General features: G+C 69.5%; 26 protein-coding genes and 2 pseudogenes. 19 read left to right on the top strand and 9 right to left on the bottom strand.

Annotated elements, in window-relative coordinates:
* The first annotated feature begins 1 nt into the window (after position 1).
* From ACIRQP_RS26165 to ACIRQP_RS26130, 8 genes are all read left to right on the top strand, one after another.
* On the top strand, positions 2–1450 hold the full coding sequence (locus tag ACIRQP_RS26165) for a serine hydrolase domain-containing protein (RefSeq protein ID WP_403893577.1): 1449 nt from the start codon (positions 2–4) through the stop codon (positions 1448–1450).
* 33 nt (positions 1451–1483) lie between these two features.
* Positions 1484–1918, top strand: a complete 435-nt coding sequence (locus ACIRQP_RS26160; protein ID WP_403893576.1) for a winged helix-turn-helix domain-containing protein — start codon at positions 1484–1486, stop codon at positions 1916–1918.
* The gene (locus tag ACIRQP_RS26155; protein WP_403893624.1) at positions 1915–2445 is read left to right on the top strand and encodes a transposase; all 531 of its coding nucleotides are present in this window, start codon (positions 1915–1917) and stop codon (positions 2443–2445) included. The genes ACIRQP_RS26160 and ACIRQP_RS26155 overlap by 4 nt, the downstream gene beginning before the upstream one ends.
* 122 nt (positions 2446–2567) lie before the next feature.
* Entirely contained in the window at positions 2568–3737 is a 1170-nt protein-coding gene (locus tag ACIRQP_RS26150) for a helix-turn-helix domain-containing protein (protein WP_403893575.1), read from the top strand.
* A gap of 137 nt (positions 3738–3874) precedes the next feature.
* Entirely contained in the window at positions 3875–4093 is a 219-nt protein-coding gene (locus ACIRQP_RS26145; RefSeq protein ID WP_403893574.1) for a hypothetical protein, read from the top strand.
* A 948-nt stretch (positions 4094–5041) separates the two neighbouring features.
* The gene (locus tag ACIRQP_RS26140; RefSeq protein WP_403893573.1) at positions 5042–5221 is read left to right on the top strand and encodes a hypothetical protein; all 180 of its coding nucleotides are present in this window, start codon (positions 5042–5044) and stop codon (positions 5219–5221) included.
* 239 nt (positions 5222–5460) lie between these two features.
* Positions 5461–5958, top strand: a complete 498-nt coding sequence (locus ACIRQP_RS26135; protein WP_403893572.1) for a hypothetical protein — start codon at positions 5461–5463, stop codon at positions 5956–5958.
* A gap of 63 nt (positions 5959–6021) precedes the next feature.
* Positions 6022–6204: a hypothetical protein gene (locus ACIRQP_RS26130; protein ID WP_403893571.1), complete on the top strand. Its 183-nt coding sequence runs from the start codon at positions 6022–6024 to the stop codon at positions 6202–6204.
* Between the two features lie 312 nt (positions 6205–6516).
* On the opposite strand, the gene ACIRQP_RS26125 is transcribed toward ACIRQP_RS26130, so the two are convergent.
* The 4 genes and pseudogenes from ACIRQP_RS26125 to ACIRQP_RS26110 form a co-directional block, all read right to left on the bottom strand.
* Entirely contained in the window at positions 6517–7131 is a 615-nt protein-coding gene (locus ACIRQP_RS26125; RefSeq protein WP_403893570.1) for a TetR/AcrR family transcriptional regulator, read from the bottom strand.
* Positions 7131–7979, bottom strand: a complete 849-nt coding sequence (locus ACIRQP_RS26120) for an oxidoreductase (protein WP_403893569.1) — start codon at positions 7977–7979, stop codon at positions 7131–7133. The genes ACIRQP_RS26125 and ACIRQP_RS26120 overlap by 1 nt, the downstream gene beginning before the upstream one ends.
* Before the next feature lie 131 nt (positions 7980–8110).
* Positions 8111–8830: pseudogene (locus ACIRQP_RS26115) on the bottom strand (bile acid:sodium symporter family protein); the annotation flags it as partial.
* Positions 8831–8892: 62 nt separating this feature from the next.
* On the bottom strand, positions 8893–10164 hold the full coding sequence (locus ACIRQP_RS26110; RefSeq protein ID WP_403893568.1) for a cytochrome P450: 1272 nt from the start codon (positions 10162–10164) through the stop codon (positions 8893–8895).
* Positions 10165–10934: 770 nt separating this feature from the next.
* Between ACIRQP_RS26110 and ACIRQP_RS26105 the strand changes: the two genes are divergently transcribed.
* From ACIRQP_RS26105 to metF, 7 genes are all read left to right on the top strand, one after another.
* Positions 10935–12077 carry a type III polyketide synthase gene (locus ACIRQP_RS26105; protein ID WP_403893567.1) on the top strand — a complete coding sequence of 381 codons (1143 nt, stop codon included), beginning with the start codon at positions 10935–10937 and terminating at the stop codon, positions 12075–12077.
* Positions 12078–12269: 192 nt separating this feature from the next.
* Positions 12270–12857 (top strand): cupin domain-containing protein, encoded by a 588-nt coding sequence (locus tag ACIRQP_RS26100; protein WP_403893566.1) that lies wholly within the window; start codon positions 12270–12272, stop codon positions 12855–12857.
* Between the two features lie 121 nt (positions 12858–12978).
* Complete coding sequence (locus tag ACIRQP_RS26095; protein WP_403893565.1) at positions 12979–13497, top strand: hypothetical protein; 519 nt, start codon at positions 12979–12981, stop codon at positions 13495–13497.
* Positions 13494–14579: a PrsW family intramembrane metalloprotease gene (locus tag ACIRQP_RS26090; protein ID WP_403893564.1), complete on the top strand. Its 1086-nt coding sequence runs from the start codon at positions 13494–13496 to the stop codon at positions 14577–14579. The genes ACIRQP_RS26095 and ACIRQP_RS26090 overlap by 4 nt, the downstream gene beginning before the upstream one ends.
* 44 nt (positions 14580–14623) lie before the next feature.
* Positions 14624–15277, top strand: a complete 654-nt coding sequence (locus ACIRQP_RS26085) for a ScbR family autoregulator-binding transcription factor (RefSeq protein WP_403893563.1) — start codon at positions 14624–14626, stop codon at positions 15275–15277.
* Between the two features lie 153 nt (positions 15278–15430).
* Positions 15431–16270, top strand: coding sequence for an NAD(P)H-binding protein (locus ACIRQP_RS26080; protein WP_403893562.1), 840 nt, complete (start codon positions 15431–15433; stop codon positions 16268–16270).
* A gap of 449 nt (positions 16271–16719) precedes the next feature.
* Positions 16720–17664 (top strand): methylenetetrahydrofolate reductase [NAD(P)H], encoded by a 945-nt coding sequence (gene metF / locus ACIRQP_RS26075; protein WP_403893561.1) that lies wholly within the window; start codon positions 16720–16722, stop codon positions 17662–17664.
* A gap of 101 nt (positions 17665–17765) precedes the next feature.
* Here metF and ACIRQP_RS26070 read toward each other — a convergent pair.
* Positions 17766–17887: pseudogene (locus ACIRQP_RS26070) on the bottom strand (ATP-binding protein); the annotation flags it as partial.
* 106 nt (positions 17888–17993) lie between these two features.
* Positions 17994–18164 carry a 50S ribosomal protein L32 gene (gene rpmF, locus ACIRQP_RS26065; protein WP_403893560.1) on the bottom strand — a complete coding sequence of 57 codons (171 nt, stop codon included), beginning with the start codon at positions 18162–18164 and terminating at the stop codon, positions 17994–17996.
* 207 nt (positions 18165–18371) lie between these two features.
* Here rpmF and ACIRQP_RS26060 point away from each other — a divergent pair, with 207 nt between their 5' ends.
* On the top strand, positions 18372–18668 hold the full coding sequence (locus ACIRQP_RS26060) for a hypothetical protein (RefSeq protein WP_403893559.1): 297 nt from the start codon (positions 18372–18374) through the stop codon (positions 18666–18668).
* A 96-nt stretch (positions 18669–18764) separates the two neighbouring features.
* On the opposite strand, the gene ACIRQP_RS26055 is transcribed toward ACIRQP_RS26060, so the two are convergent.
* Together ACIRQP_RS26055 and ACIRQP_RS26050 are read right to left on the bottom strand one after the other, a co-directional pair.
* Entirely contained in the window at positions 18765–20330 is a 1566-nt protein-coding gene (locus tag ACIRQP_RS26055) for an MDR family MFS transporter (protein WP_403893623.1), read from the bottom strand.
* Positions 20331–20444: 114 nt separating this feature from the next.
* A complete protein-coding gene (locus tag ACIRQP_RS26050) occupies positions 20445–21143 on the bottom strand; it encodes a TetR family transcriptional regulator (protein ID WP_403893622.1) in 699 nt (232 codons plus the stop codon).
* A gap of 55 nt (positions 21144–21198) precedes the next feature.
* Here ACIRQP_RS26050 and ACIRQP_RS26045 point away from each other — a divergent pair, with 55 nt between their 5' ends.
* The 3 genes from ACIRQP_RS26045 to ACIRQP_RS26035 all read left to right on the top strand — a co-directional run bounded on the left by ACIRQP_RS26045 (position 21199) and on the right by ACIRQP_RS26035 (position 23298).
* The gene (locus ACIRQP_RS26045) at positions 21199–22191 is read left to right on the top strand and encodes an aldo/keto reductase (RefSeq protein WP_403893558.1); all 993 of its coding nucleotides are present in this window, start codon (positions 21199–21201) and stop codon (positions 22189–22191) included.
* 276 nt (positions 22192–22467) lie between these two features.
* Positions 22468–22671 carry a cold-shock protein gene (locus ACIRQP_RS26040; protein WP_403893557.1) on the top strand — a complete coding sequence of 68 codons (204 nt, stop codon included), beginning with the start codon at positions 22468–22470 and terminating at the stop codon, positions 22669–22671.
* A 201-nt stretch (positions 22672–22872) separates the two neighbouring features.
* Positions 22873–23298: a pyridoxamine 5'-phosphate oxidase family protein gene (locus ACIRQP_RS26035; protein WP_403893556.1), complete on the top strand. Its 426-nt coding sequence runs from the start codon at positions 22873–22875 to the stop codon at positions 23296–23298.
* Between the two features lie 24 nt (positions 23299–23322).
* Here ACIRQP_RS26035 and ACIRQP_RS26030 read toward each other — a convergent pair whose 3' ends face one another.
* Complete coding sequence (locus ACIRQP_RS26030) at positions 23323–23958, bottom strand: histidine phosphatase family protein (protein WP_403893555.1); 636 nt, start codon at positions 23956–23958, stop codon at positions 23323–23325.
* Positions 23959–24054 lie beyond the last annotated feature (96 nt).

Genomic DNA, 24054 nt, shown 5'->3' with positions numbered 1-24054 from the left:
CATGTCACAGAGCCCGCACCTGAACCGGCACGCCGCCACGGCCCCGGCCTTCGACTCCGCTCGCTGGCAGGCCCGGCTCGATGAGCTCCTCGCCGCGCATCACATCCCCGGCGCCTCCCTCGCCGTACTCGCCGGCGGTGAGATCCATGAGCTGGCGAGCGGGATCCTGCACACCGGGACCGGCGTCGGGGCGACCACGGACTCGGTCTTCCAGATCGGCTCGATCAGCAAGGGCTACACCGCCACGCTGGTGCTGCTCCTCGCCGATGCCGGGAAGCTGGACCTGGACGCGCCGGTCGTGGACGTCCTGCCGGACTTCGCCGTCGCCGACGCGGCGGCCGGCGGAACGATCACGGTGCGGCAGCTGCTCAACCACACCAGCGGTATCGAGGGCGACTTCGTGAGCGACACCGGCCGGGGCGACGACTGCCTCGCACGCTATGTCGACGGCGTGAGAAACGTCGGGCTCACCAACCCGCCCGGCGCCACCATGTCGTACTCCAGCACCGCGTACAACGTCCTCGGCCGTATCGTCGAGGTCGTGACCGGCCTGACCTGGGACGAGGCGCTCAAGGAGATGCTCTGCGACCCGCTCGGGCTGGCGCACACGATGACACTGCCCGAGGAGGTGCTCCGATTCCGCGCCGCGATGGGACACATGGGCGAGCCCGGCGAGGTCCCGGTCCCCACGCCACTGTGGAACATGCTGCCCCGCTCGGCGGGCCCGTACGGCGGGATCTCCGCCACCGCCGCCGATGTGGTGCGGTTCGCCCGGCTCTTCATCGACGGCGGTACGGCGCCGGAGGGCACGCGAGTGCTCTCCGCCGGGGCCGTGAAGGCGATGCTGACGCGTGAGGTCGAGCTGCCCGACCAGTGGTTCCTCGGCGCCCACTGGGGCCTGGGCTGGGGCCTGTTCGAGTGGGACGGCGCGCGCGGCTTCGGTCACGACGGCAGTACGTTCGGTCAGCTCGCCTACCTGCGCGCCATCCCGGAGGCGGGGATCGCGCTCGCGCTCCTGACCAACGGCGGGGGCGCCGCGCCGAAGGTCTTCGAGACGCTCTGCCGCGAGCTGACCGCCGAACTCGCCGGGGTGACCATGTCGGGGTTCGGTCCTGCGGCAGGGGCCCCGGCCGCGGAGCCCGCGCAACCGGCCGTGGATCCCACGCCGTTCGTCGGCGGCTACCGGCGTGAGGGGTTCCTGATGACCGTCACCGACCGGCCCGTCGGTGAGGGCGTCCTCCAGGTGAAGTACGAGGGCGCCGACGGCCTGAAGGACTCGTTCGAACCGCTCTTCTGGAACCTGGTACCGGTGTCGGAGACGCCGTCGAAGACCGTGTTCGCCGGACGGCGCAACGAGAGGGACGCCTGGATACCGGTGGTCTTCTACGCGCTGGCGGACGGCTCCAGGTATGTGCACTTCGGCGCGCGGGCCACTGCCAAGTCCGCGTGAGAACCGGCGGGACGGGCCCGCGGGGCGAGTTCGGTGATCGCCAAAGACTTGCGCGTCAGTGTCCGCTCGGAGCAGAGGTGGCGGCAGGTGTGGGACCAGGGCGGTCCACGTGCTCTGCGGTCACAGGGGCCGGCGTCGCTGCCGAGGCTGAGCGAGAAGCAGTTTGCTCAGCTGGAGGCGGAGCTGGCCAAGGGGCCGGCCATGTACGGCTGGGAGGACCAGCGCTGGACTCTGAGCCGTGTGAAGACGGTGATCGGCCGGCGCTTCCACCTGACCTACACGATCCAGGGCGTGCGCAAGCTCCTGGTGCGTAACGGCTGGTCCTGCCAGGTCCCGGCCCGACGCGCCATGGAGCGGGATGACGAGGCTGTCGCCGGGTGGGTCAAGGAGGTGTGGCCCTGCGCGGAAGGCTCGCGGCGGCCCGTGGCGCCTGGCTCGTCTTCGAGGACGAAGCCGGCTTCTCCATGACGCCGCCGCACGCAAAGACATGGTCGCAGAGAGGCCGCACCCCGGTGGTCCGGGTCCGCGGCCGCTCTCGCAGACGGATATCCATTGCCGCGCTGACCTGCTACAAACCCGGCCACCGGTCGAGGCTGATCTACCGACCGCGCAGAGACGACGACCGGCGTGACGGGCGCAAGAGCTTCTCCTGGCGCGACTACCGGGACCTGCTGAGCGCCGCCCACCAGCAGCTCGGCGGCCCGATCCTACTGGTCTGGGACAACCTCAACGTCCACAAGGCTTCCGGACTGCGGGAGTTCGCCGAAGCCCGGGACTGGCTGACCATCTACTATCCGCCGCCCTACGCGCCCGACCTCAACCCCGTCGAGGGCATCTGGTCCCTCCTGCGGCGCGGCTGGCTCTCCAACGTCGCCTTCAGCACCCCCGAACACCTCGACCAGCGCATCCGGCGTGGCCTACGGCACATCCAGTACCGCAGCCACCTCATCGACGGCTGCCTCAACGAAACCGGCCTGACCATCCGACCTGCCTGATCAACAGCACGACATCACGAGTTCAACCTCAGTAGGACGATGAAGCCCCCGACATCTCACGGATGAGATGTCGGGGGCTTCTTTGCGTTGGGGGGAGGGGGCAATGGCCGTACCCTTGTGGTATGAGCGAGACAGGCAAGAACGTCAAAGAGATCCGGAAGCGGCGCGGACTCACCCAGGGGGAGTTGTCGAAAGCGTCGGGCGTGTCGCTGTCGATCATTCGGAAGCTTGAGCAAGGGGAGCGCTCCAGCGCACGCCTTGAAACGCTGCGGAAGCTTGCCGCCTCGCTCCGTGTGCCAACCATGCGCCTCGTCAACGGTCCTACCGAAGAAGGGCCGGTGAAAGGTACCGAGGAGCAATGGGATGGCGTACGACGGTCTCTTGAGCGTCCGCCAGTGATTCCGGAACTGGACGATGACATGCCGACCGTGGAGGGCGTACGCGCGAGTCTGGCAGCAGCTATGCCGGTGTATAAAGCCCACAACTACGCCACGCTGGCATCAGTGCTGCCACCCATGCTCCGTGATGCTGAGGCGCTAGGGGACGAGGGCCGCGCCGTCCGCGTACGGCTTCTGCAACTTGCCGGAGTGCTCATGGTCCAGACCCGTCTGTACAACGCTGCGGAAACCGCGCTCGATCGGGCCTTGGACGAGGCAGGCGACCGCTTGGAGGGTGCAGCAACGATTAACACACATTGCTGGATGCTGATGCGCCAAGGGCGGCTGGACAGTGCCTTGGACCTTGCCGTGAAGTGGGCCGACGAGACCGAACCGCGTATGTCCCGTGCGACGCCGACGGAACTAAGTACATGGGGGCGGCTTCTCCTTAAAATGTCGTCAGCTGCCGTACGAAACTCCCAGCAAGGACAGGCTGCTGACGCAATCAGGCTGGCCCAAGGGGCTGCTGCCACACTCGGCAGGGAGTATGCGCCCGAGACCGACCCGCTGCGAACCTTCGGGCCAACAACGGTGCACCTCATGCGAACAGAGAACGCCAGTGTCATTGACCGTCCGGATGTCGTGCTGCACCTTGCCGACCGAGTCCCCGCAAGCGGACTACGCCCCGTAAAGGGAGAACGTCATCGTCACTTGCTGGACGTCGTAGACGCGTACGCCAAGACTCGGCAGTACACGGAGGCGTTCAGTAAATTGGCGTCCATTCAGGCAGCGTCACCTGAGTGGCTGCCTCATCAAACATACGCCCGTACTGTGCTGGGGCGAATCATTGCGGGTCGACGAACTCTGACACCCGAAATGCGCAGCATGGCGGCCAACATCCACTTGGAGATCTAGCCTCGTTGGGGTACTTAGCCCTGACGGGTAGTCAAAGTGCCACAGACAGAGGGCACTCACCTTCGTAGCTTGTATCAGGTGTCCCGGCGTCGCGCGAACGACCCGGGACCGGCCGACGCTGCGAAGGAGCGACGACAATGGAGAACACTAGCCGTCAGAGACCAAGCACGGAACTTGCGCTGACAGGCCCCGTGCTGACGAAAGCACGGCTCATAGAGGGCAGCGTCCAGCGCACGTACAGCGCCTTCCTCGACCACGCACAGAAGTGCGCGGGCTGCCGAACGAACGGCGTCGACTGCGGAGAGGCGCGGGACCTCCGGGCCGCGTGGCGGAGCGCCAAGGAACTGGCCTCATGACCGTCACGACCATGACCATCTCCGTCTACCGTCTGAGTCCGGGCGGCGTGCGGACGACCGTCGTACCCCGCTACACCGTCCACCCCGCGAAAACGCGAGACGAGGGCGTCTCTGCGACATGGCCCCGATGCGACTGCCCGATCCACCGCCCGGCGCCGAAGCCTGAGGGGGCCCCGCGGTGACCAGGGTTCTCCTCCGGTCCGTCGGATGGCTGCTGGGGCCGCATCCGGATCGTGGCGCAACGCACCGGATCGTCTACGACGCGCAGTGCGAGACGTGCGAGGAGTCGGCGGACACGTCGATCGGGTCCCGAGTGGGCCCGGAGGTATGGGCACTGACGCATACCGGCCGCCATCCCACTCACAGGACCTACGTAGCCACACGGCGAACTGTGTGGCTCACCGTACCCGCAGAGGGATGCGGTGTGGCCATGGGCGACGTAGAGGCCCTGATCGAGCGGACGCGTGACGGTGCGGGACCCAAATCTCTACGTCAGCAGCGTGCCGAGTGGAACCACCGAGTCCGGGACTGGGCAAACGCAAGCGGGTACTTCGTCAGCGCCGGCGGAGGCCTCCCACATCACGTCGTGACTCTCTACATCTCCGCCCACCCGGACGACCCGCTACCGGAGGTGACGTGACATGCAGCGTGCCAGAGACGCGTACAAGACGCTGGCTGCGTGCTGTGCGGGTGTGTGGTTGCTGATCGTCTCCCTTGTCGCCCTCGTCGTGGCCGTGGCCATGCGGCTGGTTCGGGCGTAGCAACACCTACAGACTCCGTGCTCCTCCGTTCCCCCGCGCGGAGCGCGGAACGGGACAGGGTCGGCGCAGGTCACGGCCGTCGGCCCTGTCCCGATAAAGCCCCCCGCGTGACGCGCAGTACCGGCGACGCGCGGGTGAGGGGCGGGTACTCGCCCGCCAGCACCTACCGGACAGACCGGTGTCCCGTGTGAATCAGGAGAACAACAGCAACGTGAGTAAGAAGCAGACCGTCAAGGCAGCCAAGGGAACAGTGAAGAAGGCCGCCAAGGGTGCAAGCGTGAGCGGTGAGCGCAGTCAGGTGACGATTGCCACCAATCACGTGCGCGCTTACGACCGGAACGCCGGCAAGACGACCGACGGCCAATGAGGAGAGGCAGGACCGGCCCCTCGTCATGCCGTACACAAGCCCCTCGTGCGTCGCCCATAGCGGCGTCGCGCGAGGAAGGCGGGGCCCCATCTCCCTTTGAGTGAGGTCGGAGGAGGGGTCCCCGCTCGCCGCTACATAGAGGCACGGCACTCACTGACCCCCGCCCCGGCCGACACATCCCAGCCAGGAAAGCGGCCGGAGCGGGTTCCACCACCCATCCACCAGAACAGGAGGCACCTATGAGTATCACCACCCAGGCGCCCGCCACACGGGACGCCCGAGCCCTGCTGACGGACGAGGAGTTCACAGCCGTCGCAGGGACCGTCCAGCGCAACAACCCCGGCATGGAAGAGGCCGTTGCCCGGAGCATCACCGAGGAGGCACTGAAGTTCGAGGCGGCCTGCGCCTTCAACCCCGGCGCCCGCCTGAAGCCGTCCCGGGTAGTAGATGAGGGCTGGCACGCGCTCATCCTCCACACCCGCATCAAGGCCCAACTCGCCAACGCGATCGGCATCTTCGTCCACCACGTACCCGAGCCTCCAGACACCAGCCGCCACGATCCCCACGCCCTGGCCCGCACCCAGGACGCCATCAGGGCTGCCGGCTACACCCCGGAGGCCGCGCTGTGGGCCGGGCCCAGCAACGGCACCATCCCTATCGCCGCCAGCTGCGAGCACTCCCCGCCGCCGCCTGAGGGAACGTGCGGCGGCGACTGCGGTAACACGGGCCCGAACTGACGTTTCGTGGCGCCCGTTCCCCCCGTCGGCTCTACCGTCGGGGGAACGGATAGAGAGGCCGACATGCAGAAGTGGACCGATCCGCGGTACGCGGACGTGATGAGGCAGTACACGGTGATGAAGCCCGCGAAACCGAAGCTGCGCAAGGGGTGGTCGAAGCGTCCCTACGGGGACGGATTCGTCATCGTCATCGACCCGGCAACCTTGACCCCGTACACGGCGCGTCGTGGGAGCCCCAGCTCCTGACGGGCCGGCGGGAACCCCAGGTCCTGCCACAACGAGACGGATGCCGTCAACGCCGCCAAGTAGCGCCTCTGACAGCCCCGGTTGCCCTCCACCCCCCAGCGGACGGCGATCGGGGCTTTTTCTGTCCGCAGGTTAGATACGTCTCTGTACCTGATAGTTAGCCCAGCTTGCGTGCGCCGGCCGAGTCCCGGTAGCCGCAACGATGCCGCGCGGGGCGCCGGGGGTCGATTACGTCCGGGGTAATGGCGGCCGGTGACGCGAGGCCGGTGGCGCGGCTTCGGTTCTTACCCTTCACCGTCCGTGCCAGATGTATCAGGCGGTCAGGCCGGCGCTGATCAGCCAGATGTGTTCGCAGGTCGAAGATGCCTTCCGCAACTCCTCGCGGGACTCTTGCGAGGCGTGGTAGAAGGTCCGCTCGATCATCCAGCACAGGGCGCGTGCCATCGCTGACGCTTGTTCTGGTTCGTTACCGGCCTGAACGCCGGCTCGTTCCAGAACGGCGGTGATGGCCGTGATGAACAAGTCGGCTGTACGGCTCCACAGCTCGCCGATCTCCGGCACGGTCAACGACAGGTCGATCGCCGTGCGCATGACCAGGCCGTGCTCGTTCCACAGCTCGACCGTGCGCTGCATGGCTGCTGCGATGGCCCGGCGCGGGTCGTCGGTCTGCGCGGTGGCCCGGGATCGCTCCCACAGGTGCTCGACGGTCCGGGCCACGAGTGCCGCGACCACTTCTTGCTTGGAGCCGAAGTAGAAGTACAGGGCGCCACGTGTGATGCCGGCGCCCTGGGCGATGTCGCCGATGGTCATGGCGTCGTAGCCCTTCTGCGCCAGCAGGGCTCCGCAGGTGTCCAGAATGGCCCGCTCCCGGACATCGCCCTTGCGTTCGGTGGTGCGCCGGCTCCGCGCGGGATGATGGCCGGGCATCAGAGCTGAGCGCCCTCGGCGAAGTCGGTCGTACGGGAGAGCGTCTCCCATGCGCGGATGTCCTCGTCCACGGCCGTGCGCGCGGCGGTGACCAGTCGCAGCGCGTCCGAGCCCAGGACGAGGTGGGCCGGCGGCTGGTCGACCGACGTGATGTGCACGACGGCGTCCCCGGCCTTGGCCGGATTGCCCAGCTGGTTCCCGCTGGCCTTCTGCCGCGCTTCACGGATGGGGGTGAACAACTCGTCGTAGTCGTCGATGGACTGCGCGGCGCGTGTCATGGACCGTCCGGCCCAGTCGGTGCGGAAGGAACCGGGCTCGATCGCCGTCACGTGGATCCCGAACTGTGCGACCTCCTTGCCCAGTGCCTCGAGGATGCCTTCCAGGGCGAACTTGCTGCCGCAGTAGGCGGACATGCCGGGCACGGCCATGAGCCCGCCCATGGAGGTGACGGCCATCAGGTGTCCGCGGCGGCGCCGGCGCATGTGGGGCAGTGCTGCCTGCAGGGTGGCCACTGCCCCGAATACGTTGACCTCGAACTGCCGCCGCACCTCGGCCAGCGGAGTTTCCTCGAGGGTGCCCTCCAAGCCGTACCCGGCGTTGGCGACGACGACATCCAGAGGGCCGACGCTCTGCTCCACCTCCGCGACCACGCTCGAGACGGTGTCGTCGTCCGTCACGTCCAGGATGCGGCCGCGAGCGTGCCCGGGTTTGAGCTCTTCGAAGGCCCGCAGGTCCTTCTCCGAGCGGACGGTGCCGACGACGGTGTGCCCGGCGGCCAGGGCGGCTTGGGCGAAGGCACGCCCGAGGCCCGAGCTGACGCCGGTGATGAGCCATTTCTGCTTCCGCATTGCTCCTCCAGAGAGAGCACTCGAAAGGAGCTGGACTGCTCCCTCACCCCAAATTCTACACGACGTCGATTTTTATCATCGTCGTGCAGATTCTGGCGATGCCTTACAGCTCCGTCGACCGCCCCATGTGCCTACGCGCCGGTGGACCGGACGGCCCCGGAACTGGTCCGGCGCGCGCGGTACGCCATCCAGGCCGCGACCAGCGCGCCCGACACGTTGTGCCACACCGAGAACACCGCGGCCGGCAGCGCCGCCGGCGGGCTGAAGTGGGCGGTGGCCAGGGAGGCGGCGAGGCCGGAGTTCTGCATGCCGACCTCGAAGGCCATCGCACGGCTCGCGGGCGGCCCGAGCCGGGCCAGCTTTCCGGCGCCGTAGCCGAGCGCCAGACCGAGGCCGTTGTGCAGGACCACCGCGACGAACACCAGCAGCGCGGCCGACTTGATCGCGCTCGCGCTGCCCGCCACCACCACCGCGACGATCACCGCGATCGTGACGGCCGACAGCCAGGGCAGTGCCCCCAGCGCCCGGTCGGCATACCGCCCCGCGAGCAGCCGGACCGCCAGCCCCGCCAGCACGGGCAGCAGCACGGTCTTCAGGATGTCGCCGACCATCGAGCCCGCGTCGACCGGCAGGAACTCGCCCGCCAGCAGCAGCGTCAGCGGCGGCGTCACCAGCGGCGCGAGGACGGTCGAGACGGTGGCGACCGAGACCGACAGCGCCACATCGCCGCGCGCCAGATACGTGACGACATTGGAGGCGGTGCCACTCGGCGCGCAGCCGACCAGGATCACACCGGCCGCCAGCTGCGGCGGCAGATCAAGGGCGTTGGCTATCAGCCAGCCGAGCCCCGGCGCTCCGTGCAACACCGTCTCGTCATCCGGTCACCCACCGCCACCGCCGCCCACGGTTACCGCTACCGGCTGCCGAGGGCCGGAATCCGGGCCGCCGAGAACTCCACCGGGAGGGAGACCGGAATACGCGTCCAGGGCGAGGGATGCCAGGAGACTTCCTCGGCGGGGATGGCGAGTCTCATGTCGGGGAGCAGATGGAGCACGGTGCTGACGGCGGTGCGGGTGATCAGGCGTGCGGGTACTTGCGCGGGGCAGACGTGGGGGCCGGCGGAGAAGGCGAGGTGGGCGCGGTTGCCGGGTTCTCCCGCGGTGTCGTCGGGGCGGATGGCGGGGTCGTCGTTGGCGGCGGCGATGCCGAGGATGAGGACGTCGCCGCAGCTGATGTGCCGGCCGCCGAGTTCGGTGTCGCGCAGTGCGTAGCGGGCGGGCATGTTGTTCATGGGCGGGTCGCGCCAGAGGGCTTCGTCGAGGGCGTCGTCCACACCGAGCCGGCCCCCGTGCATCCGGGCGGCGAACCGCGGATCGGTGAGCATCAGTCTCAGCGTCAGTGACGTCCAGGCGTTGACGCCCTCGGTGCCCGAAGAGATCATCACCGCCATCGACTGGATACGTTCCGATTCGTTGCGCAGATTCGGGTGGTTGATGAACGCGGTCGTCAGATCGTCCGTCGGGTTCTCCTGTCGGCGGCGCAGCGCGTCGACCAGGATCTCCTCGAAGTGGCGGTTGCCGTCCTGCGAGTCGTCGGCGCTGCCGAACAGCGCGATGAGCGCCCGCAACAGCTCCTGGCCCTCCGCGCTGTCCAGACCGAACAGCGACGCGATGGAGAGCATCGGGACGATCGTGGCGTAGTCGTTCACCAGATCCGCCCGGCCCTGCTGGGAGAAGCGCGCGATCAACTCCGTGCACACCGACTGGACCTGACGGCGCGCCTTGCGCTGGTCGATCCGTGCCACACCGTCGTCCAGCGGCTGCCGCAGCCGGCGGTGCTCGGGACCGTCCGCGCCGATGACATTGGCGCGCCAGGCCATCATCGGCAGCAGCCCCGAATGCGGCGGGACCACGCCCTCGTTGAGATCGCGCCAGTTGCGCGCGTCGCGGGAGAAGACCTGTTCCTGACGGGTGATCGTGAGCAACTCCCGGTAGCCCATGACGAGCCAGGCCGGTACGCCCGGTTCCAGCTCGACGCGGGCGACGTTGCCCCACTGCTCGCGCAGTCTTCGATAGACCTCGCGGGGTTCGGACGCGCCGGTCGCGAAGGACAGGGGGAGCAGCTCCGCACCGGGGGAGTGGGCCGGACACTCCGGCGGCGGGGAGAGCGGGGAGGGATGGTTCATGAGGCGGTCTCCTTGGCACGCACCGCGCCGACCTGCGGCGCGCATTCGACAAGGCTGATCAGGGCATCCACCGACGGGGCACGTTCACGCATGTGAGGCATCACCAAAGTCGTTTCCTCCACCGGGCAAACGACCCACTCACCGGGGAGGACACGGGCAGCGGCGGGCGGGCGGTCGTGCGACGCTCTCCCGCGCCGCGGACGGTGTTCGCGACACGCGTCGGCCGGATTCGCCGCCCCGAGAGGGAACTTGCGGATCCGTGGTGGCCGAACGGCCGGGACGGCGACGGCGCGCCCGTCCCAGCGGTTAGTGATCACGGCGTCGACCGCGCGGTGGGAGGCTCGACTCACCGCGTGACCCGAACGGGCGTACGCTCCACGGCTTCATGACCGGGGCTCGCCGGTACGCGAGGGCGCCGTTCGGCTCCCCCGTGGAGAGAGCGGTGATCACGACGACAGGGCCGACAATCAGTGACATATCGAGCATGCCGCGCCCGACCGGGAAGACATGGCGCGCGTCCGATCAGGTGGGGCGCCGGGCCCGCCCGGTGTCGGGCGGGCGCCACCCGAACGGACGAGGCGGTCCGGCCCCGGTTCACGTTCCGTAGTCATCGCGCGAGCCCCGAAGGTTCTTCCGCTCCCGCGCCGCACCCTTCGGGGCGGCGGCCGCCGCCTCATTCCACCTCCCCATTCCCGGGTTGCGGGGTGGGTGACCACCGGTGAGTGTGGGCCGCAGTTCACAGCGAACACGAGTGAAAGAGAGGGAGCGACGTGGCGACTCTGTGCAAACCAGCGGTCTCGGTTCCCCAGTACGTGATCACCATGGAGGACACGCTCGCCCTCGCGCGCTCGCTGCATGCGGACCATCCTCAACTGCCCCTGGCCCTACGGCTGATCCAGAACACCGGGGTGGCCAAGCGGCATATCGTGCAGCCGATCGAGGAAACGCTTCGGCATCCCGGCTTCGAGGATCGGAACATGCTGTACGAGGCCGAGGCCAAGGCACGGGTCCCCGAGGTGATCGAGCGCGCCCTCGACCACGCCGAGCTGCGCCCCGCGGACATCGACATGATCGTCTACGTCTCCTGCACCGGTTTCATGATGCCGTCGCTGACCGCCTGGCTGATCAACACCATGGGCTTCCCCGGCCACACCCGTCAGCTCCCGATCGCCCAACTCGGCTGTGCGGCGGGCGGCGCGGCCATCAACAGGGCGCACGACTTCTGCCGCTCGTACCCCGGCGCCAACGTACTCGTCGTCGCCTGCGAATTCTGTTCGCTCTGCTACCAGCCGACCGACCTCGGGGTCGGATCGCTGCTGTCCAACGGGCTGTTCGGAGACGCCGTCGCCGCCGCCGTCGTACGCGGCGCGGGCGGCACGGGGATCGCGCTGGAGCGCAACGGCTCCCATCTCGTACCGGATACCATCGACTGGATCGCGTACAGCGTCCGGGCCACCGGTTTCCACTTCCTGCTGGACAAGCGGGTGCCCACCACGATGGAGCCGCTGGCGCCCGCACTGCGCACGATCGCCGACCAGCACGGCTGGGACGCCACCGGGCTCGATTTCTACATCATCCACGCGGGCGGCCCGCGGATCCTGGACGACCTCAGCCGCTTCCTCGAAGTGCCGCCGGCGGCGTTCCGGTTCAGCAGAGGCACGCTCACCGAGTACGGCAATATCGCCAGCGCCGTCGTCCTCGACGCGGTGCGCAGGCTCTTCGACGAGGGCAGGGTGGCCGACGGCGCGCGCGGCATCATCGCCGGATTCGGGCCCGGCATCACCGCCGAAATGGCGCTGGGGCGCTGGACGACCACCGGCGCCTCCGTCGACACCGTGCTGACCGGACGCCAGGTCATGGAAAGGCTGGAACGCGGCAGCGAGCCGTCGCCCGTGAGCGAACCGGTGAGATGACGATGACGGTGAGACGGCTGCCCAGTCCCTGTCCGGCCGGTCTTCGTGGGCCCCCGACGGCCCCCGACGCCTGGCACGGCACCTCGCCGCGTCGTCGGAGTCGTCCATGTACGTCCAGGGCCCCTTCACCCGAACGGCTCCGCGCCACCGCACCGCCGTACGACCACCGTCCCCACCGTCATGGAGCACCGCATGACCCAGCTGACCCAGGCCGAGGGGCTCATCGTCCCTCCGGGCGGGGGCACCACCATCCTCACCGATGCCCAGCAGGTGACCTTCAAGGTCACCGGAGAGCACTCCCGGGTCTCCTCCAGCTTCGAGGTCGTCGTGCCTCCCGGCTTCGACGTCGGCGCCCACCGGCACACGCACAGCGAGGAACTGTTCTACATCCTCGACGGTGAGCTCGACGTGATGGCCTTCGAACCGCGGGTGCTCGGCGAGGACTGGCGGCACTGGGAGTCCGCGTCGGGGCTGAAGTCCGTGCGGGCCACACCGGGCACCGTCATCGTCGTACCCCCCGGCTGTCCGCACGCGTTCGCCAACCGGGGAGACGGCCCGGCCAAGATGTTCTTCCAGTCGTCCCCGCCCTCCGACCACGAGCGGTACTTCGAGGAGTTGCTCGACATCCTCAAGGACGGCGGAACGCCCGATCCGGCCGCCATCGCCGATCTCCGGCTGCGCTACGACATCGAGCAGCTCACCCCGCTGCGGCATGACGCCCAGGACCGTCCCGGCGATGACATCGGCTCCGGTTCCGCGGCCACTCGTATGAGTCACTGATGCTGCGTGAACCCGGTCCCTGGCCGACCGTAGGGGGATGGACTCCGCATCGGACATCTGGCGCCCACCGCGGCGAACCTCCCGGAGGGCCCGGTCGTCGGTCATCGGCGTCCTGCTCGTCATGGCGGCTCTGACCGCGGGCTGGCCGCTGATCGGCCTGGCCCTGAACGATCACGAGCGGTTGCCGGACGGCACACTGCTGGAGCTGGGGCCCGATGACAACATCGCGGTGCTGCGGGTGACCGGCGCGGGCTGGGCGCTCAGCAAGTCGGCGAGCGATCCGGACTCGATGTACGTACTGACCCGCGACGGCGTCGACCTGGTCGCGGGGTATGTCGCCCTCACGACGCCCGGCCAGGCCGGAGAGCTGTGGGCGGGCCTGCGCAAGGTCCAGTCCGTCCCGGACGGGAACACCCGGCTCGGTCCTCCTCACCCCGTCACCAGCGCCAGGGGCGCCCACGGCGAGACGGGCACACTGACCCGTGGCGGCCGTACGGGCACGGCCACGGTATTGCTGCCGCCGGACCTGAGCTACGCGGTCGAGATCACCGTACTGGCCGGGGCGGACGCGGATCCGCGCGTCTCGGCGGACGCCGCCGCCATGGTCCGTTCCGTCGCCTTCCCGCAGGATGCGCCGTGACGACGGCGGCCGTGACCTCCCCCCGCACCGGACTGCGCGGCTCCGTCCGACGGCGGCCGGTGGGCTGGCTGTGCGGCGTCCTGTGCGTCCTCGGTCTCGCGCTGCTCGCTTTCGAATTCGGCCCGGCCATCCGGGTGTTCCCGGGCCCGGCGCTGCTGGCCTTCCTGCTGCTGCTGTTCACCCTGGGCATCGGCGTGGCCGTCCTGGGGCGGGTACGTCCGTTCCGGGCGCCGCCGCGCGGCTGGGCCTGGAGCGGGGTCGCCTGGGGGGCCACCGCGGCGAGCGGCTGCGCGATCGTGGCCAACGGCGGGCTCCAGGGCATCTGGTCCAAGGCGGCCGGTATCGACTTCGGCTCGCAGTGGGGCGCCGCGCTCACCGCCCCCCTCAACGAGGAACTCCTCAAGGCGTCCGGCGTCGCGCTGATCGCCCTCGGAGCACGGCAGTTGGTACGCGGGCCGCTCGACGGGTTCTTCCTCGGCGCCTTCACCGGTCTCGGCTTCCAGGTCATGGAGAACTGGACCTACGCGATGAACTCCATCCTCAGCGGTGGGGGAGTGAACGCGGACAACGACGTCCTCCAGTCCTTCGTCACCCGGGTCGGGCTGACCGGTCTCGGCTCGCACTGGTCGATGAGCGCCGTCTCGGGGACGGGCGTCGGCATCCTGCTCGCCCACGGCGGCCGGCCGATGCGCCGGCGGATCGTACCGGCGGCCCTCTGTCTGCTGACCGCCATGAGCATGCACTGGCTCTTCGACTCGCCCCTGCTCGGCTCCGCCCCGGGGCTCGCCGGCAAGGTGGCCATCAACTTCCTTGTCGCGGTGGGGTTCTATGTCGTCCTGCGGCGTGCCGCGCGGCGTCGGGCCCGCGCCTTCCTGCTCTCGCCGCGATCCCCCTACTCCATCGAACTGCTCACGCGCCGCTCCCGCGGGCGCGCCCTGCGCCGGGTGCCCCCAGCGCGCCGCCCCGCCGCCGCCCTGCTGGCCGCGGACCATCTCGCGGTGGTCGAGGAATACGCGGCCGGAACATACGGACCGCCCGGTTCGGTAGGTACCCTTGACAGTGAACGAAGGGTTAACGAGTGAGACCGGCTCGGCGAACCCTTTGACGGTGCGACGGGAGCATCCCGATGGCACAGCAGCGTGCGATCAGAACACGCGCCGTGATCCTGGAGGCGGCGGCCTCGGTATTCGACCGGTACGGCTACGACGCCGCGACGATCAAAGAGATCACGGCGCGCTCCGGGGCGACCAAGGGTGCCCTCTACTTCCACTTCTCGTCCAAGGAGGAGCTGGCGTGGGGCGTGCTGCGCGAACTGACCGGGGATCTCACCGTGGAACCGGCGGATTCGCATGTCCAGGAGCTCATCGACATGACCATGGCCGCCGCGTACCGCTCCCTGCACGACCTGATCGTCAGGGCGGGTCTCCGGCTGGCCATGGAGCCGGGATCGGTCGACTTCTCCGAGGCCAGCCCCTTCCCGGTGTGGGCGGGGCTGGGCGAGGACCTGCTGCTGCGGGCGGCGGAGCGGGGCGAACTTCTGCCGTACGCCGTGCCTCGGGAGACGGCCGACCTGGTGGTCAGCGCCTGGGCGGGGATCCAGGTCTACGCGCGCCTCGTGGCCGGCCGCGGCGATGTGGAGCGCCGGATGTCGGTGATGTGGGCGCATCTGCTGCCCAGCGTGGTGATGCCGCGCCTGCTGCTCGAACTGGACGTGGCGCCGGACCGCGGCGCTCGCGTCGAAGCCGTCCGTGCTCTCCGATCGGCCTCAAGCGCCTCTTGAGCGGCCCGCTGCCGCCCGCCCGTCCCCGCGCGAGCGAGGGGTGAATCATCCGTCCCGGCCGGGGTTCTTCCCGGGTGAGGCCGTAGACGCACGCGTATGGAACTGAGATTCGTGGCCATGTCCCGTCTCACCGGGGTGGATTTGACTGTACGCATGACACAGACCACGCAGTACGCCCAGGCGGAGATGAAGACGACGCTCGTCATCGGTGGCACCGGCAAGACCGGACGGAGGGTCGCGGAGCGGCTGGCCGACAGGGGCCTTCCGATACGCATCGGTTCGCGTAACGCCGACCGGCCCTTCGTATGGGAGGACCCGGCCACCTGGGAGGGCGCGCTGGAGGGCGTCGGAGCCGTATACATCACCTACTACCCCGACCTCGGTTTCCCCGGGGCCGCCGAGGTCGTCGGCGAGTTCTCCGCGTTCGCCGTCGCCCACGGCGCACGCCGTCTGGTGCTGCTCTCCGGCCGCGGCGAGGAGGGTGCGCGGGCCGGAGAGGAGAAGATGAAGGAGTCCGGCGCCGACTGGACGGTGGTCCGGGCCAGTTGGTTCAACCAGAACTTCAACGAGAGCTTCTTCCTCGAACCCGTCCTCGCCGGGGAACTGGCGCTGCCGACCGGCGACGCCGTCGAGCCCTTCGTGGACACCGACGACATCGCCGATGTGGCCGTCGCCGCGCTGACCGGAGACCGGCACATCGGCAGGACCTATGAACTCTCCGGCCCCCGGCTGCTCAGCTTCCAGGACGTCGCCACCGAGCTGTCCAAGGCCACCGGCCGGGAGATCGGCTACATCCCGGTCTCGATCGACGACTACCGCGCCGCGCTGGCGGAGCACGGGCAGCCGGTCGAGTTCGCCGACCTGTTCGGCCTGATCCTCGACGGCCGCAACGCGCACCTGGTGCACGGTGTGGAGGAAGCCCTCGGCCGCAAGCCCCGTGACTTCTCCGACTTCGCCCGTGACGCCGCCGCCGGCGGTGTCTGGAACGTCTGACCCCCATGTCCGGCGAGTACGGACTCGCCTCCCTGCCCGGCCACTTCCGCGCCGACTCGGGCCGGGCCCGGCGCCGCCGCCGCGTGGTGTGTCCGGCCCGGCGTCGCGGCTGCTGCGCGAACAGCCGGGCAGGGCACGGACGGTGGCCTCGCCCGCGGACTGTGCGGCGTTCGAGCGGGTGCGAAAGGTTGAGTTCGCGGGAGTTCCGGGGTGCGGTTCCATACGGTGGGCGCCGGCCGTGACGGCGGCGTGCCCGCGAGGTGTTGGGGACGTCCCCGCCCGGTCCTGAACTCCGCACGGCGGCAGGGTGGTTGGCCCCGGAAGCGTCCTCTCGGTGATCACTGCGTGATCAATCCGTGGTCATGGCGAGGGAGCGGAGCGCATCGCGGCTAGTGTGTGCGCACCGTATTCGATCACGCACCGAGCGACTCCAGGAAGGACCCCTCCTTATGGCGGCAGAGACCGCGGACCTCCCGCAGCACCCCAGGCCGGGCCCGCGTGCCCTGATGGCCGACGGGCAGCGCTCGTACTCCTTCGAGTTCTTCCCGCCCAAGACGCCGGCGGGGGAACGCACGCTGTGGAACGCGATCCGCCGGATCGAGGCGCTCGCGCCGTCCTTCGTCTCCGTGACCTACGGCGCGGGCGGCTCCTCGCGCGACCGCACGATCGAGGTCACCAAGCGCATCGCCGCCGAGACCACGCTGCGCCCGGTCGCCCATCTCACCGCGGTCGGCCACTCGGTCGCCGAACTGCGCCACATCATCGGCCAGTACGCGGACGCCGGTATCCGGGACGTGCTCGCGCTGCGCGGCGACCCGCCGGGCGACCCGCGCGGTGAGTGGGTCCGTCATCCGGAGGGCTTCGCCCAGGCCAGTGAACTCGTCACCCTCATCAGGGAACTGGGCGACTTCACCGTCGGGGTGGCGGCCTTCCCCGAGCGCCATCCGCGCTCGCCCGACTGGGACAGCGACATCCGCCACTTCGTCGCCAAGTGCCGGGCGGGCGCCGACTACGCGATCACGCAGATGTTCTTCGACGTCGACGACTATCTGCGGCTCCGCGACCGGATCGAGGCCGCGGGCTGTACGACCCCGATCGTCCCCGAGATCATGCCGGCCACCGACGTACGGCAGATCCGCCGCTTCGCCGAACTCAGCGACGCCCGCTTCCCCGACGCACTGGCCCAACGGCTCGAAGAGGCCCGCGACCGGCCGCAGGACGGGCATCGCATCGGTGTCGAGTACGCCACGGCCATGGCCGAACGGCTGCTCGCCGAAGGCGCCCCCGGACTGCACTACATCACCCTCAACCGCTCCACGGCCACGATGGAGATCCACCAGAATCTGGGCGTGGGGGTACGGCGCGACCGTCCGCTGGCCGCGACCCGTCCCTGATCCGTCCGAGCCACGGCGGCAGCGAACGAGGCGGCGGGGCTCCCGGCCCCACCGCCCCCGCTCCGTCGTCGCACCGGATGGGGGGCGCGGTGGCCCGGTGGGGAGATCTTGTTGCCGACCACGGCAAGCGCGATCCCGACTCCCGTGCGCGATCGCGGTACTGGCGGTGGACGGAGACGCCCTTACGCGTGGGCTCGGCGACCAGGAACGTCAGGTCGAACCGGGCGAGCCCGGCATGATCCACACGAGAGGCCCTGACTGCCGGGCGAAGAGGGCCGACAGTGTGGTCTTGCCGCTGCCGCCCTGCCGACGAACGCCACGCGCACGGCTCAGCCCTCCGGGGTCAGTAGCCCGCGCTCGTACGCCGTGACGAGTCGCTGCGGTACGAGATGGGACGTACCGTCGATGGTGACAGGCGCCAGGGTCGGCGTGACGCCTTTCCACTGGGCGCGGCGGTGACGGGTGTTGCTGCGGGACATCTTCCGTCTGGGTACGGCCATGGCGAACCTTCTGAGTGCGCGGAGCGCGGATGTGATGCCGCCGAACGCCACATGCAAATGAACACCGTTACCAAAACGGCCTCGCACTCGAATACCGCACGGACGGTGACGCGTCCGGCGCACGGCTCGTTGGGGAGGCGGCATCGGGCCGGAGCCGACGACGGGACCGGGCGCTGCCGGCCTTCCGCGAACGAACTGGAGAGAGCCATGACCACTGCGCACGCCCCCCATCCGAACCACACGCACCAGCACGGCGCGGGCTGCGGCCATGTGGCGTTCCCGCACGAGGGGCATGTGGACTATGCACACGACGGCCATGTGCACGCGGTCCACGACGACCATGTGGACGAATGCGAGCCCGGAGCCCACGCCCCGCACAGTGGCCACGCGCACCAGCACGGCGAAGGGTGCGGCCATGTGGCAGTGCCTCATGGCGGCCATGTGGACTATGTACACGACGGACACCGCCACGCCGAGCACGACGGTCACTGGGACGATCACTGACCCCTACGCCCCGGTCGCCTACGCGTACGGCCCCGGTCGCACCCGAGGGGGCGCGGCCGGGGCCGTAACGTCATGCGGTGCGGTGATGCGCGGGGATCAGCCGACCGGGGAGGGCGGAGCCGGCGTGGAGCTCGCCTCCGCCTGCTTGCTCTCCTCCGCGAGCCGCTCCATCCCGCTCGTCGTCTTGAGCGGCTTCTCCTTGATGAAGAGCACCGCGACGAGCGCCAGCGCGGCGAACGGCGCGGCGACGAGGAAGAGTTCCGCCGTGGCCACACCGTAGGCGTGCTGCACGATCTCCCGCATGGCGGCGGGCAGCTTCGACACGTCGGGTACGGCGCCATGGCCCGAGTCGCCGGAGGCGCCCTGGCCGGACTCGCCCAGGCTCTTGGTCATCTCGGCCGCCACCCGGTTGGCGAGTACCGCGCCGAGGACGCTCGTACCGATCGTTCCGCCCATGCTGCGGAAGAACGACAGGACGGATGTGGCCGCGCCCAGCTCGGCGGCAGGTACGTCGTTCTGCGCCGCCAGCACCAGGTTCTGCATCAGCAGCCCGACGCCGACACCGAGCACCGCCATGTAGAGGCTGAGCAGCCCGAAGCCGGTGTCGGCGCTTATGGTGGCGAGCAGGCCGAGGCCGGCCGTCATGATCACGCCGCCCGCGATCAGATAGACCTTCCACTTGCCGGTGGCGCTGATGATCTGGCCGGCGACGGTGGAGGAGACCAGCAGACCGAGGATCATCGGCAGGCCCATCAGCCCGGCGACGGTCGGGGACTTGCCGAGCGAGATCTGGAAGTACTGCGACAGGAAGACGGTGCCGCCGAACATGGCCACACCGACCAGCAGGCTGGCGACCGTGGTCAGGGTGATCGTGCGGTTGCGGAAGATGTCCAGCGGAATGATCGGCTCGGGGACTCTGGCCTCCACGAAGACCGCGGCCACCAGCAGCACCACGCCCGTGGCGGTCAGGGCGAAGGTCTGCCAGGATGCCCAGTCGAACTGGTTGCCCGCCAGGGAGGTCCAGATCAGCAGCGCGGAGACGCCCGCCACGATCAGGAACGCGCCCAGGTAGTCGATCTTCACCTCGCGCCGGATCGTGGGCAGGCGCAGCGTGCGCTGGAGCATCAGGATCGCGGCCAGCGCGAACGGCACGCCGATGAAGAAGCACCAGCGCCAGCCCAGCCACGAGGTGTCCACCAGCACACCGCCGATCAGCGGTCCGGCGACCGTACCCACGGCGAAGACGGCGCCGAAGATCCCGGAGTACTTGCCCAGCCGCCGGGGCGGAATGACCGCGGCCATGACGATCTGCGCGAGCGCGGTCAGACCGCCGGCGCCGATGCCCTGGACGACACGGCTGAAGATGAGCAGGCCGACGCCCTGGGAGAAGCCGGCCAACAGGGATCCGACCACGAACATGGCGAGCGACAGCTGAAGCAGCAGCTTCTTGTTGTAGAGGTCCGACAGCTTGCCCCAGAGGGGCACGGTCGCCGTCATGGCGAGCAGTTCGGAGGTGACGACCCAGGTGTACGACGACTGACTGCCGTCGAGGTCGGCGATGATCCGGGGCAGGGCGTTGGCCACCACTGTGCTGGCCAGGATGGCGACGAACATACCGGCCATCAGCCCCGACATGGCCTGGAGTATCTGCCGGTTGGTCATGGAGGTCGGCGCCTGCTCGGGCGCCTCTATTGCACTCACGGTGTCCTTCTTCAAGTCCATGGTTGATGCCTGGGTGGAACCGGTGGAAGCGGTGAAAGGGCGGGAAGCCGACCGTCAGCCGTCGGCCGGCGGCTCCGGCAGACCGGCGGCCAGATGAGCGAAGACGCGCCGGAAGACGTCCGGGAAGGTAACCCCCGGGTCGTGAGCGCACCAGTGCTCGACGGAGACCCGTACGGCCGTCGTGGCGACGGCGGCGAGAAGCCGCGGATAGAGCCCGAGCGCCGAGGCGTCCGGGACCTGTGCGCAGGACCCCGGGTCGCGCGACTTCCGCTCGCCCCCGGCTGTACGGAACACGGACGCGCCGAGCCGTTCCGCGATGGCCTCGGCCAGTTCGCGCTCCTGGGCCATGTGTGCGCCCATGCCGCGGAGCAGCAGATGCGGGGAGCGCTGCAGCACCGTGGCCCGCAGCTCCCAGATCTCCTGCTGCTCCTCCACATCGGCCAGTTCGGTGGCGAGCGCCTCGCGGACCGCGTCGAGCGCGGGTACCGAGGCCGGTGCCTCGCGCACCGCTCGCCGTACCCGCTCGCCGATGCCCCGGTCGATCATGACGAACGCGTCGTCGTGGCTGTCGAAGTAGTTGAAGAACGTACGCGGCGAGACCCCCGCGGCCTCGCTGATCGCCTCGACGGTGACATTCTCGGCGCCGTGCTCGGCGGCCAGCCGCACCGCCGCCCCCGCCAGTGCCGCGCGCGTGGCCTGTTTCTTGCGCTCGCGGAGCCCCAGCGCCGCACCCTCACTTCTCACATGTTGCAGGGTATGCAAAAGTGCACGATCCGCAAAATTAATTACCCGCCGCCGACGCCGTAACATGATCCGTATGGAGCAGCGTGTACTGGGCAAAACAGGACGAAACGTATCCGTCGTAGGGCTGGGTACCTGGCAGTTGGGCGCCGACTGGGGCGAGGTGGCCGAATCGGACGCCTTCGCCGTCCTGGACGCGGCCGTGGAATCGGGCGTCACCTTCTTCGACACGGCTGATGTGTACGGCGACGGCCGCAGCGAGCAGTTCATCGGCCGGTATCTGAAGGGCCGCCCGGACGCCGGGGTCTTCGTCGCGACGAAGATGGGCCGACGGGCCGACCAGGTCCCGGAGAACTACGTTCTGGACAACTTCCGCGCGTGGAACGACCGCTCGCGGGCCAATCTCGGCGTGGACACCCTCGATCTCGTACAACTGCACTGCCCGCCCACGCCCGTCTACACGTCCGACGCGGTCTACGACGCGCTCGACACCCTGGTGGCGGAGGAGCGGATCGCCGCCTACGCCGTGAGCGTCGAGACCTGCGCCGAGGCGCTCGCCGCCCTCGCGCGCCCCGGTGTGGCGAGCGTCCAGATCATCCTCAACCCCTTCCGGCTCAAGCCGCTGAAGGAGGTACTGCCGGCCGCCCGCGCGGCGGGGGTCGGCATCATCGCGCGCGTGCCTCTCGCCTCCGGCCTGCTGACCGGGAAGTACACCGCGGACACGGTCTTCGCCGAGAACGACCACCGCACGTACAACCGGCACGGCGAGGCCTTCGACCAGGGCGAGACCTTCTCCGGCATCGAGTACGGGACGGGGCTGGCCGCCGCGGCGGAGTTCGCCGGACTGGCCCCCGAGGGCGCCACCCCGGCCGCGACCGCGCTGCGCTGGATCATCCAGCAGCCCGGCGTCAGCAGCGTCATCCCCGGTGCCCGCTCCGTCGAACAGGCACGGGCCAACAGCGGGGCGGCGGCCCTCCCGCCGCTGTCGCCGTCGACCCTGGAGGCGATCCAGGAACTGTACGACCGTCGGCTGCGCGCCTCGATCCACCCCCGCTGGTAGCGCCCGCGCCCCCCGTGGCCCTGCTGGCGAACGGGTGATCGTGGGCCGTTCGCGCTCCGATTACGCGGCACAGACGCAAGAGTTGGTCGTTTCTGTGGCTGTATCGCTTCGCGCCCTGTAGCGTCTTGATCAGCTGTCGTGGTTCCGAAGTACCGCTCGCCCGTGACGTGCCGTCACGGGCGTTTGTGCTGTTCAGCGTCTCTGCGGACCAAGGCGATCACCTCCGGTTCCCGTACGGTGCGGGAATCTTTGCGTCCCTTGAAACGGAGACTCAGCATGGCCAGTGGAACAGTGAAGTGGTTCAACTCGGAAAAGGGCTTCGGCTTTATCGCGCAGGACGGCGGTGGCCCCGACGTGTTCGCCCACTACTCGAACATCGCGACGACCGGCTTCCGTGAGCTCCAGGAAGGCCAGAAGGTCACCTTCGAGGTCACGCAGGGCCAGAAGGGCCCGCAGGCGGAGAACATCCTCCCCTCGTAACACAGCGCCGTCCCCAGGGGGCTGAGAAGGCCCCGGGGAGTCGGCACGGAGCAAGAGGGCGCCGGCCCGGTGGAGCTTCTTTCCGCCGGACCGGCGCCCTTGCCGTTACCTCGCCCGCGAAACGGGGGAGGGCTTGACCGTGCCGGACGACCGCCGCGCGACGGAAGCGGTGGGGCCGGTCCGAGGGACGGAGGAGTTTCGGTGGCACTGACCCGAGAAGAGCGCGAGCTGTTCCTGGCCGAGCCGCATATCGCCGCGCTCGCGGTGGAGGCGGCGGAGGGGCGGGCTCCGCTCACGGTGCCGATCTGGTACCAGTACCGGCCGGGCGGCGACATCTGGATCATGACCGGACGGCAGTCGCGCAAGGGCCGGCTCATCGCCGCGGCGGGCCGCTTCACCCTGATGGTCGAACGCGTCGAGCCCACGGTCCGTTACGTATCGGTCGAAGGTTCCGTCACCGCGACCGAACCCGCCACCCGCGAGGCGCTCCACGAGCTGGCGTCCCGCTATGTCGCCGCGGACAAGGTCGCCGCGTATGTCGACTTCGCCTCGTCCGAGCACGGCGAACAGGTCATCATCCGGATGCGGCCCGAGCACTGGCTCTCGGCCGATCTCGGAGAGATCTGAAGCCCGCGGCCCCCGGCGCGCCGGTCAGGCCGCCTTCTCCTTCTCCCGCGCGGCGCGCAGCACGCTCTCGGGGAGGGCGAGGTTCCACGCGGTGATCACCGGCCGGTCGTGCTCCGTCCCGAGGCGGGAGACGGTCCCGGTGGCGAGAAGGAACAGCGCTCCCGCGGCCGGGGCCAGCCCGAGATAGCGCGCGGTGAGCACCCGCAGGAAGTGGGCGTGCGAGACGAGCGCGACATCGTCACCTGAGCGCAACCCCTCCAGGGCCTGGGCGAGTACCCGGTCGGCACGGTGCCCGACATCCGCGGGGCTCTCCCCGGGCCGGCCGTCGGGACCGGGGACGGTGCCGTCGGTCCACAGGTCCCAGCCGGGGCGCGTGCGGTGGATCTCGTCCGTGGTGACGCCCTCGTAGCCGCCGTAGTTCCACTCGCGCAGATCCGGCATGGCGTGCAGCCCGTCGAGACCGGCCAGCTCAGCGGTACGCCGGGCGCGCGCCATCGGGCTGACGAGTGTGAGGCCGATCCGGCGGTCGGCGAGAAGGGGCGCCAGGGAACGGGCCTCGCTCTCGCCACGCTCGGTCAACGGCAGGTCGGTGTAGCTGGTGTGCTGCCCGGACCGGGACCAGGCGGTCTCTCCGTGCCGTACCAGGATCAACTCACCCATGGGTGCCGCCCACTTTCCTGTTCGCCGCGCTGCGCCACCGGGGCCGTCCCCGGCGGTCTCGGCCCGGACGCCCGCCCGTGCCGAAGGGGGAACTCG

Source organism: Streptomyces sp. NPDC102274 (assembly GCF_044766385.1).
Lineage (GTDB): Bacteria > Actinomycetota > Actinomycetes > Streptomycetales > Streptomycetaceae > Streptomyces.
Note: the sequence above shows the minus strand (reverse complement) of the source record. Positions and strands in the feature narration are given on the sequence as shown.

Coding starts and splice junctions, on each gene's coding strand:
- ACIRQP_RS26100 (WP_403893566.1), top strand. CDS start 12,270: ATGACCCAGCTGACCCAGGCCGAGGGGCTCATCGTCCCTCCGGGCGGG.
- metF (WP_403893561.1), top strand. CDS start 16,720: ATGGCGGCAGAGACCGCGGACCTCCCGCAGCACCCCAGGCCGGGCCCG.
- ACIRQP_RS26150 (WP_403893575.1), top strand. CDS start 2,568: ATGAGCGAGACAGGCAAGAACGTCAAAGAGATCCGGAAGCGGCGCGGA.
- ACIRQP_RS26110 (WP_403893568.1), bottom strand. CDS start 10,164: ATGAACCATCCCTCCCCGCTCTCCCCGCCGCCGGAGTGTCCGGCCCAC.
- ACIRQP_RS26165 (WP_403893577.1), top strand. CDS start 2: ATGTCACAGAGCCCGCACCTGAACCGGCACGCCGCCACGGCCCCGGCC.
- ACIRQP_RS26055 (WP_403893623.1), bottom strand. CDS start 20,330: ATGACCAACCGGCAGATACTCCAGGCCATGTCGGGGCTGATGGCCGGT.
- ACIRQP_RS26060 (WP_403893559.1), top strand. CDS start 18,372: ATGACCACTGCGCACGCCCCCCATCCGAACCACACGCACCAGCACGGC.
- ACIRQP_RS26130 (WP_403893571.1), top strand. CDS start 6,022: ATGCAGAAGTGGACCGATCCGCGGTACGCGGACGTGATGAGGCAGTAC.
- ACIRQP_RS26045 (WP_403893558.1), top strand. CDS start 21,199: ATGATCCGTATGGAGCAGCGTGTACTGGGCAAAACAGGACGAAACGTA.
- ACIRQP_RS26145 (WP_403893574.1), top strand. CDS start 3,875: ATGGAGAACACTAGCCGTCAGAGACCAAGCACGGAACTTGCGCTGACA.
- ACIRQP_RS26030 (WP_403893555.1), bottom strand. CDS start 23,958: ATGGGTGAGTTGATCCTGGTACGGCACGGAGAGACCGCCTGGTCCCGG.
- rpmF (WP_403893560.1), bottom strand. CDS start 18,164: ATGGCCGTACCCAGACGGAAGATGTCCCGCAGCAACACCCGTCACCGC.
- ACIRQP_RS26135 (WP_403893572.1), top strand. CDS start 5,461: ATGAGTATCACCACCCAGGCGCCCGCCACACGGGACGCCCGAGCCCTG.
- ACIRQP_RS26080 (WP_403893562.1), top strand. CDS start 15,431: ATGACACAGACCACGCAGTACGCCCAGGCGGAGATGAAGACGACGCTC.
- ACIRQP_RS26155 (WP_403893624.1), top strand. CDS start 1,915: ATGACGCCGCCGCACGCAAAGACATGGTCGCAGAGAGGCCGCACCCCG.
- ACIRQP_RS26040 (WP_403893557.1), top strand. CDS start 22,468: ATGGCCAGTGGAACAGTGAAGTGGTTCAACTCGGAAAAGGGCTTCGGC.
- ACIRQP_RS26120 (WP_403893569.1), bottom strand. CDS start 7,979: ATGCGGAAGCAGAAATGGCTCATCACCGGCGTCAGCTCGGGCCTCGGG.
- ACIRQP_RS26095 (WP_403893565.1), top strand. CDS start 12,979: ATGGCGGCTCTGACCGCGGGCTGGCCGCTGATCGGCCTGGCCCTGAAC.
- ACIRQP_RS26085 (WP_403893563.1), top strand. CDS start 14,624: ATGGCACAGCAGCGTGCGATCAGAACACGCGCCGTGATCCTGGAGGCG.
- ACIRQP_RS26125 (WP_403893570.1), bottom strand. CDS start 7,131: ATGCCCGGCCATCATCCCGCGCGGAGCCGGCGCACCACCGAACGCAAG.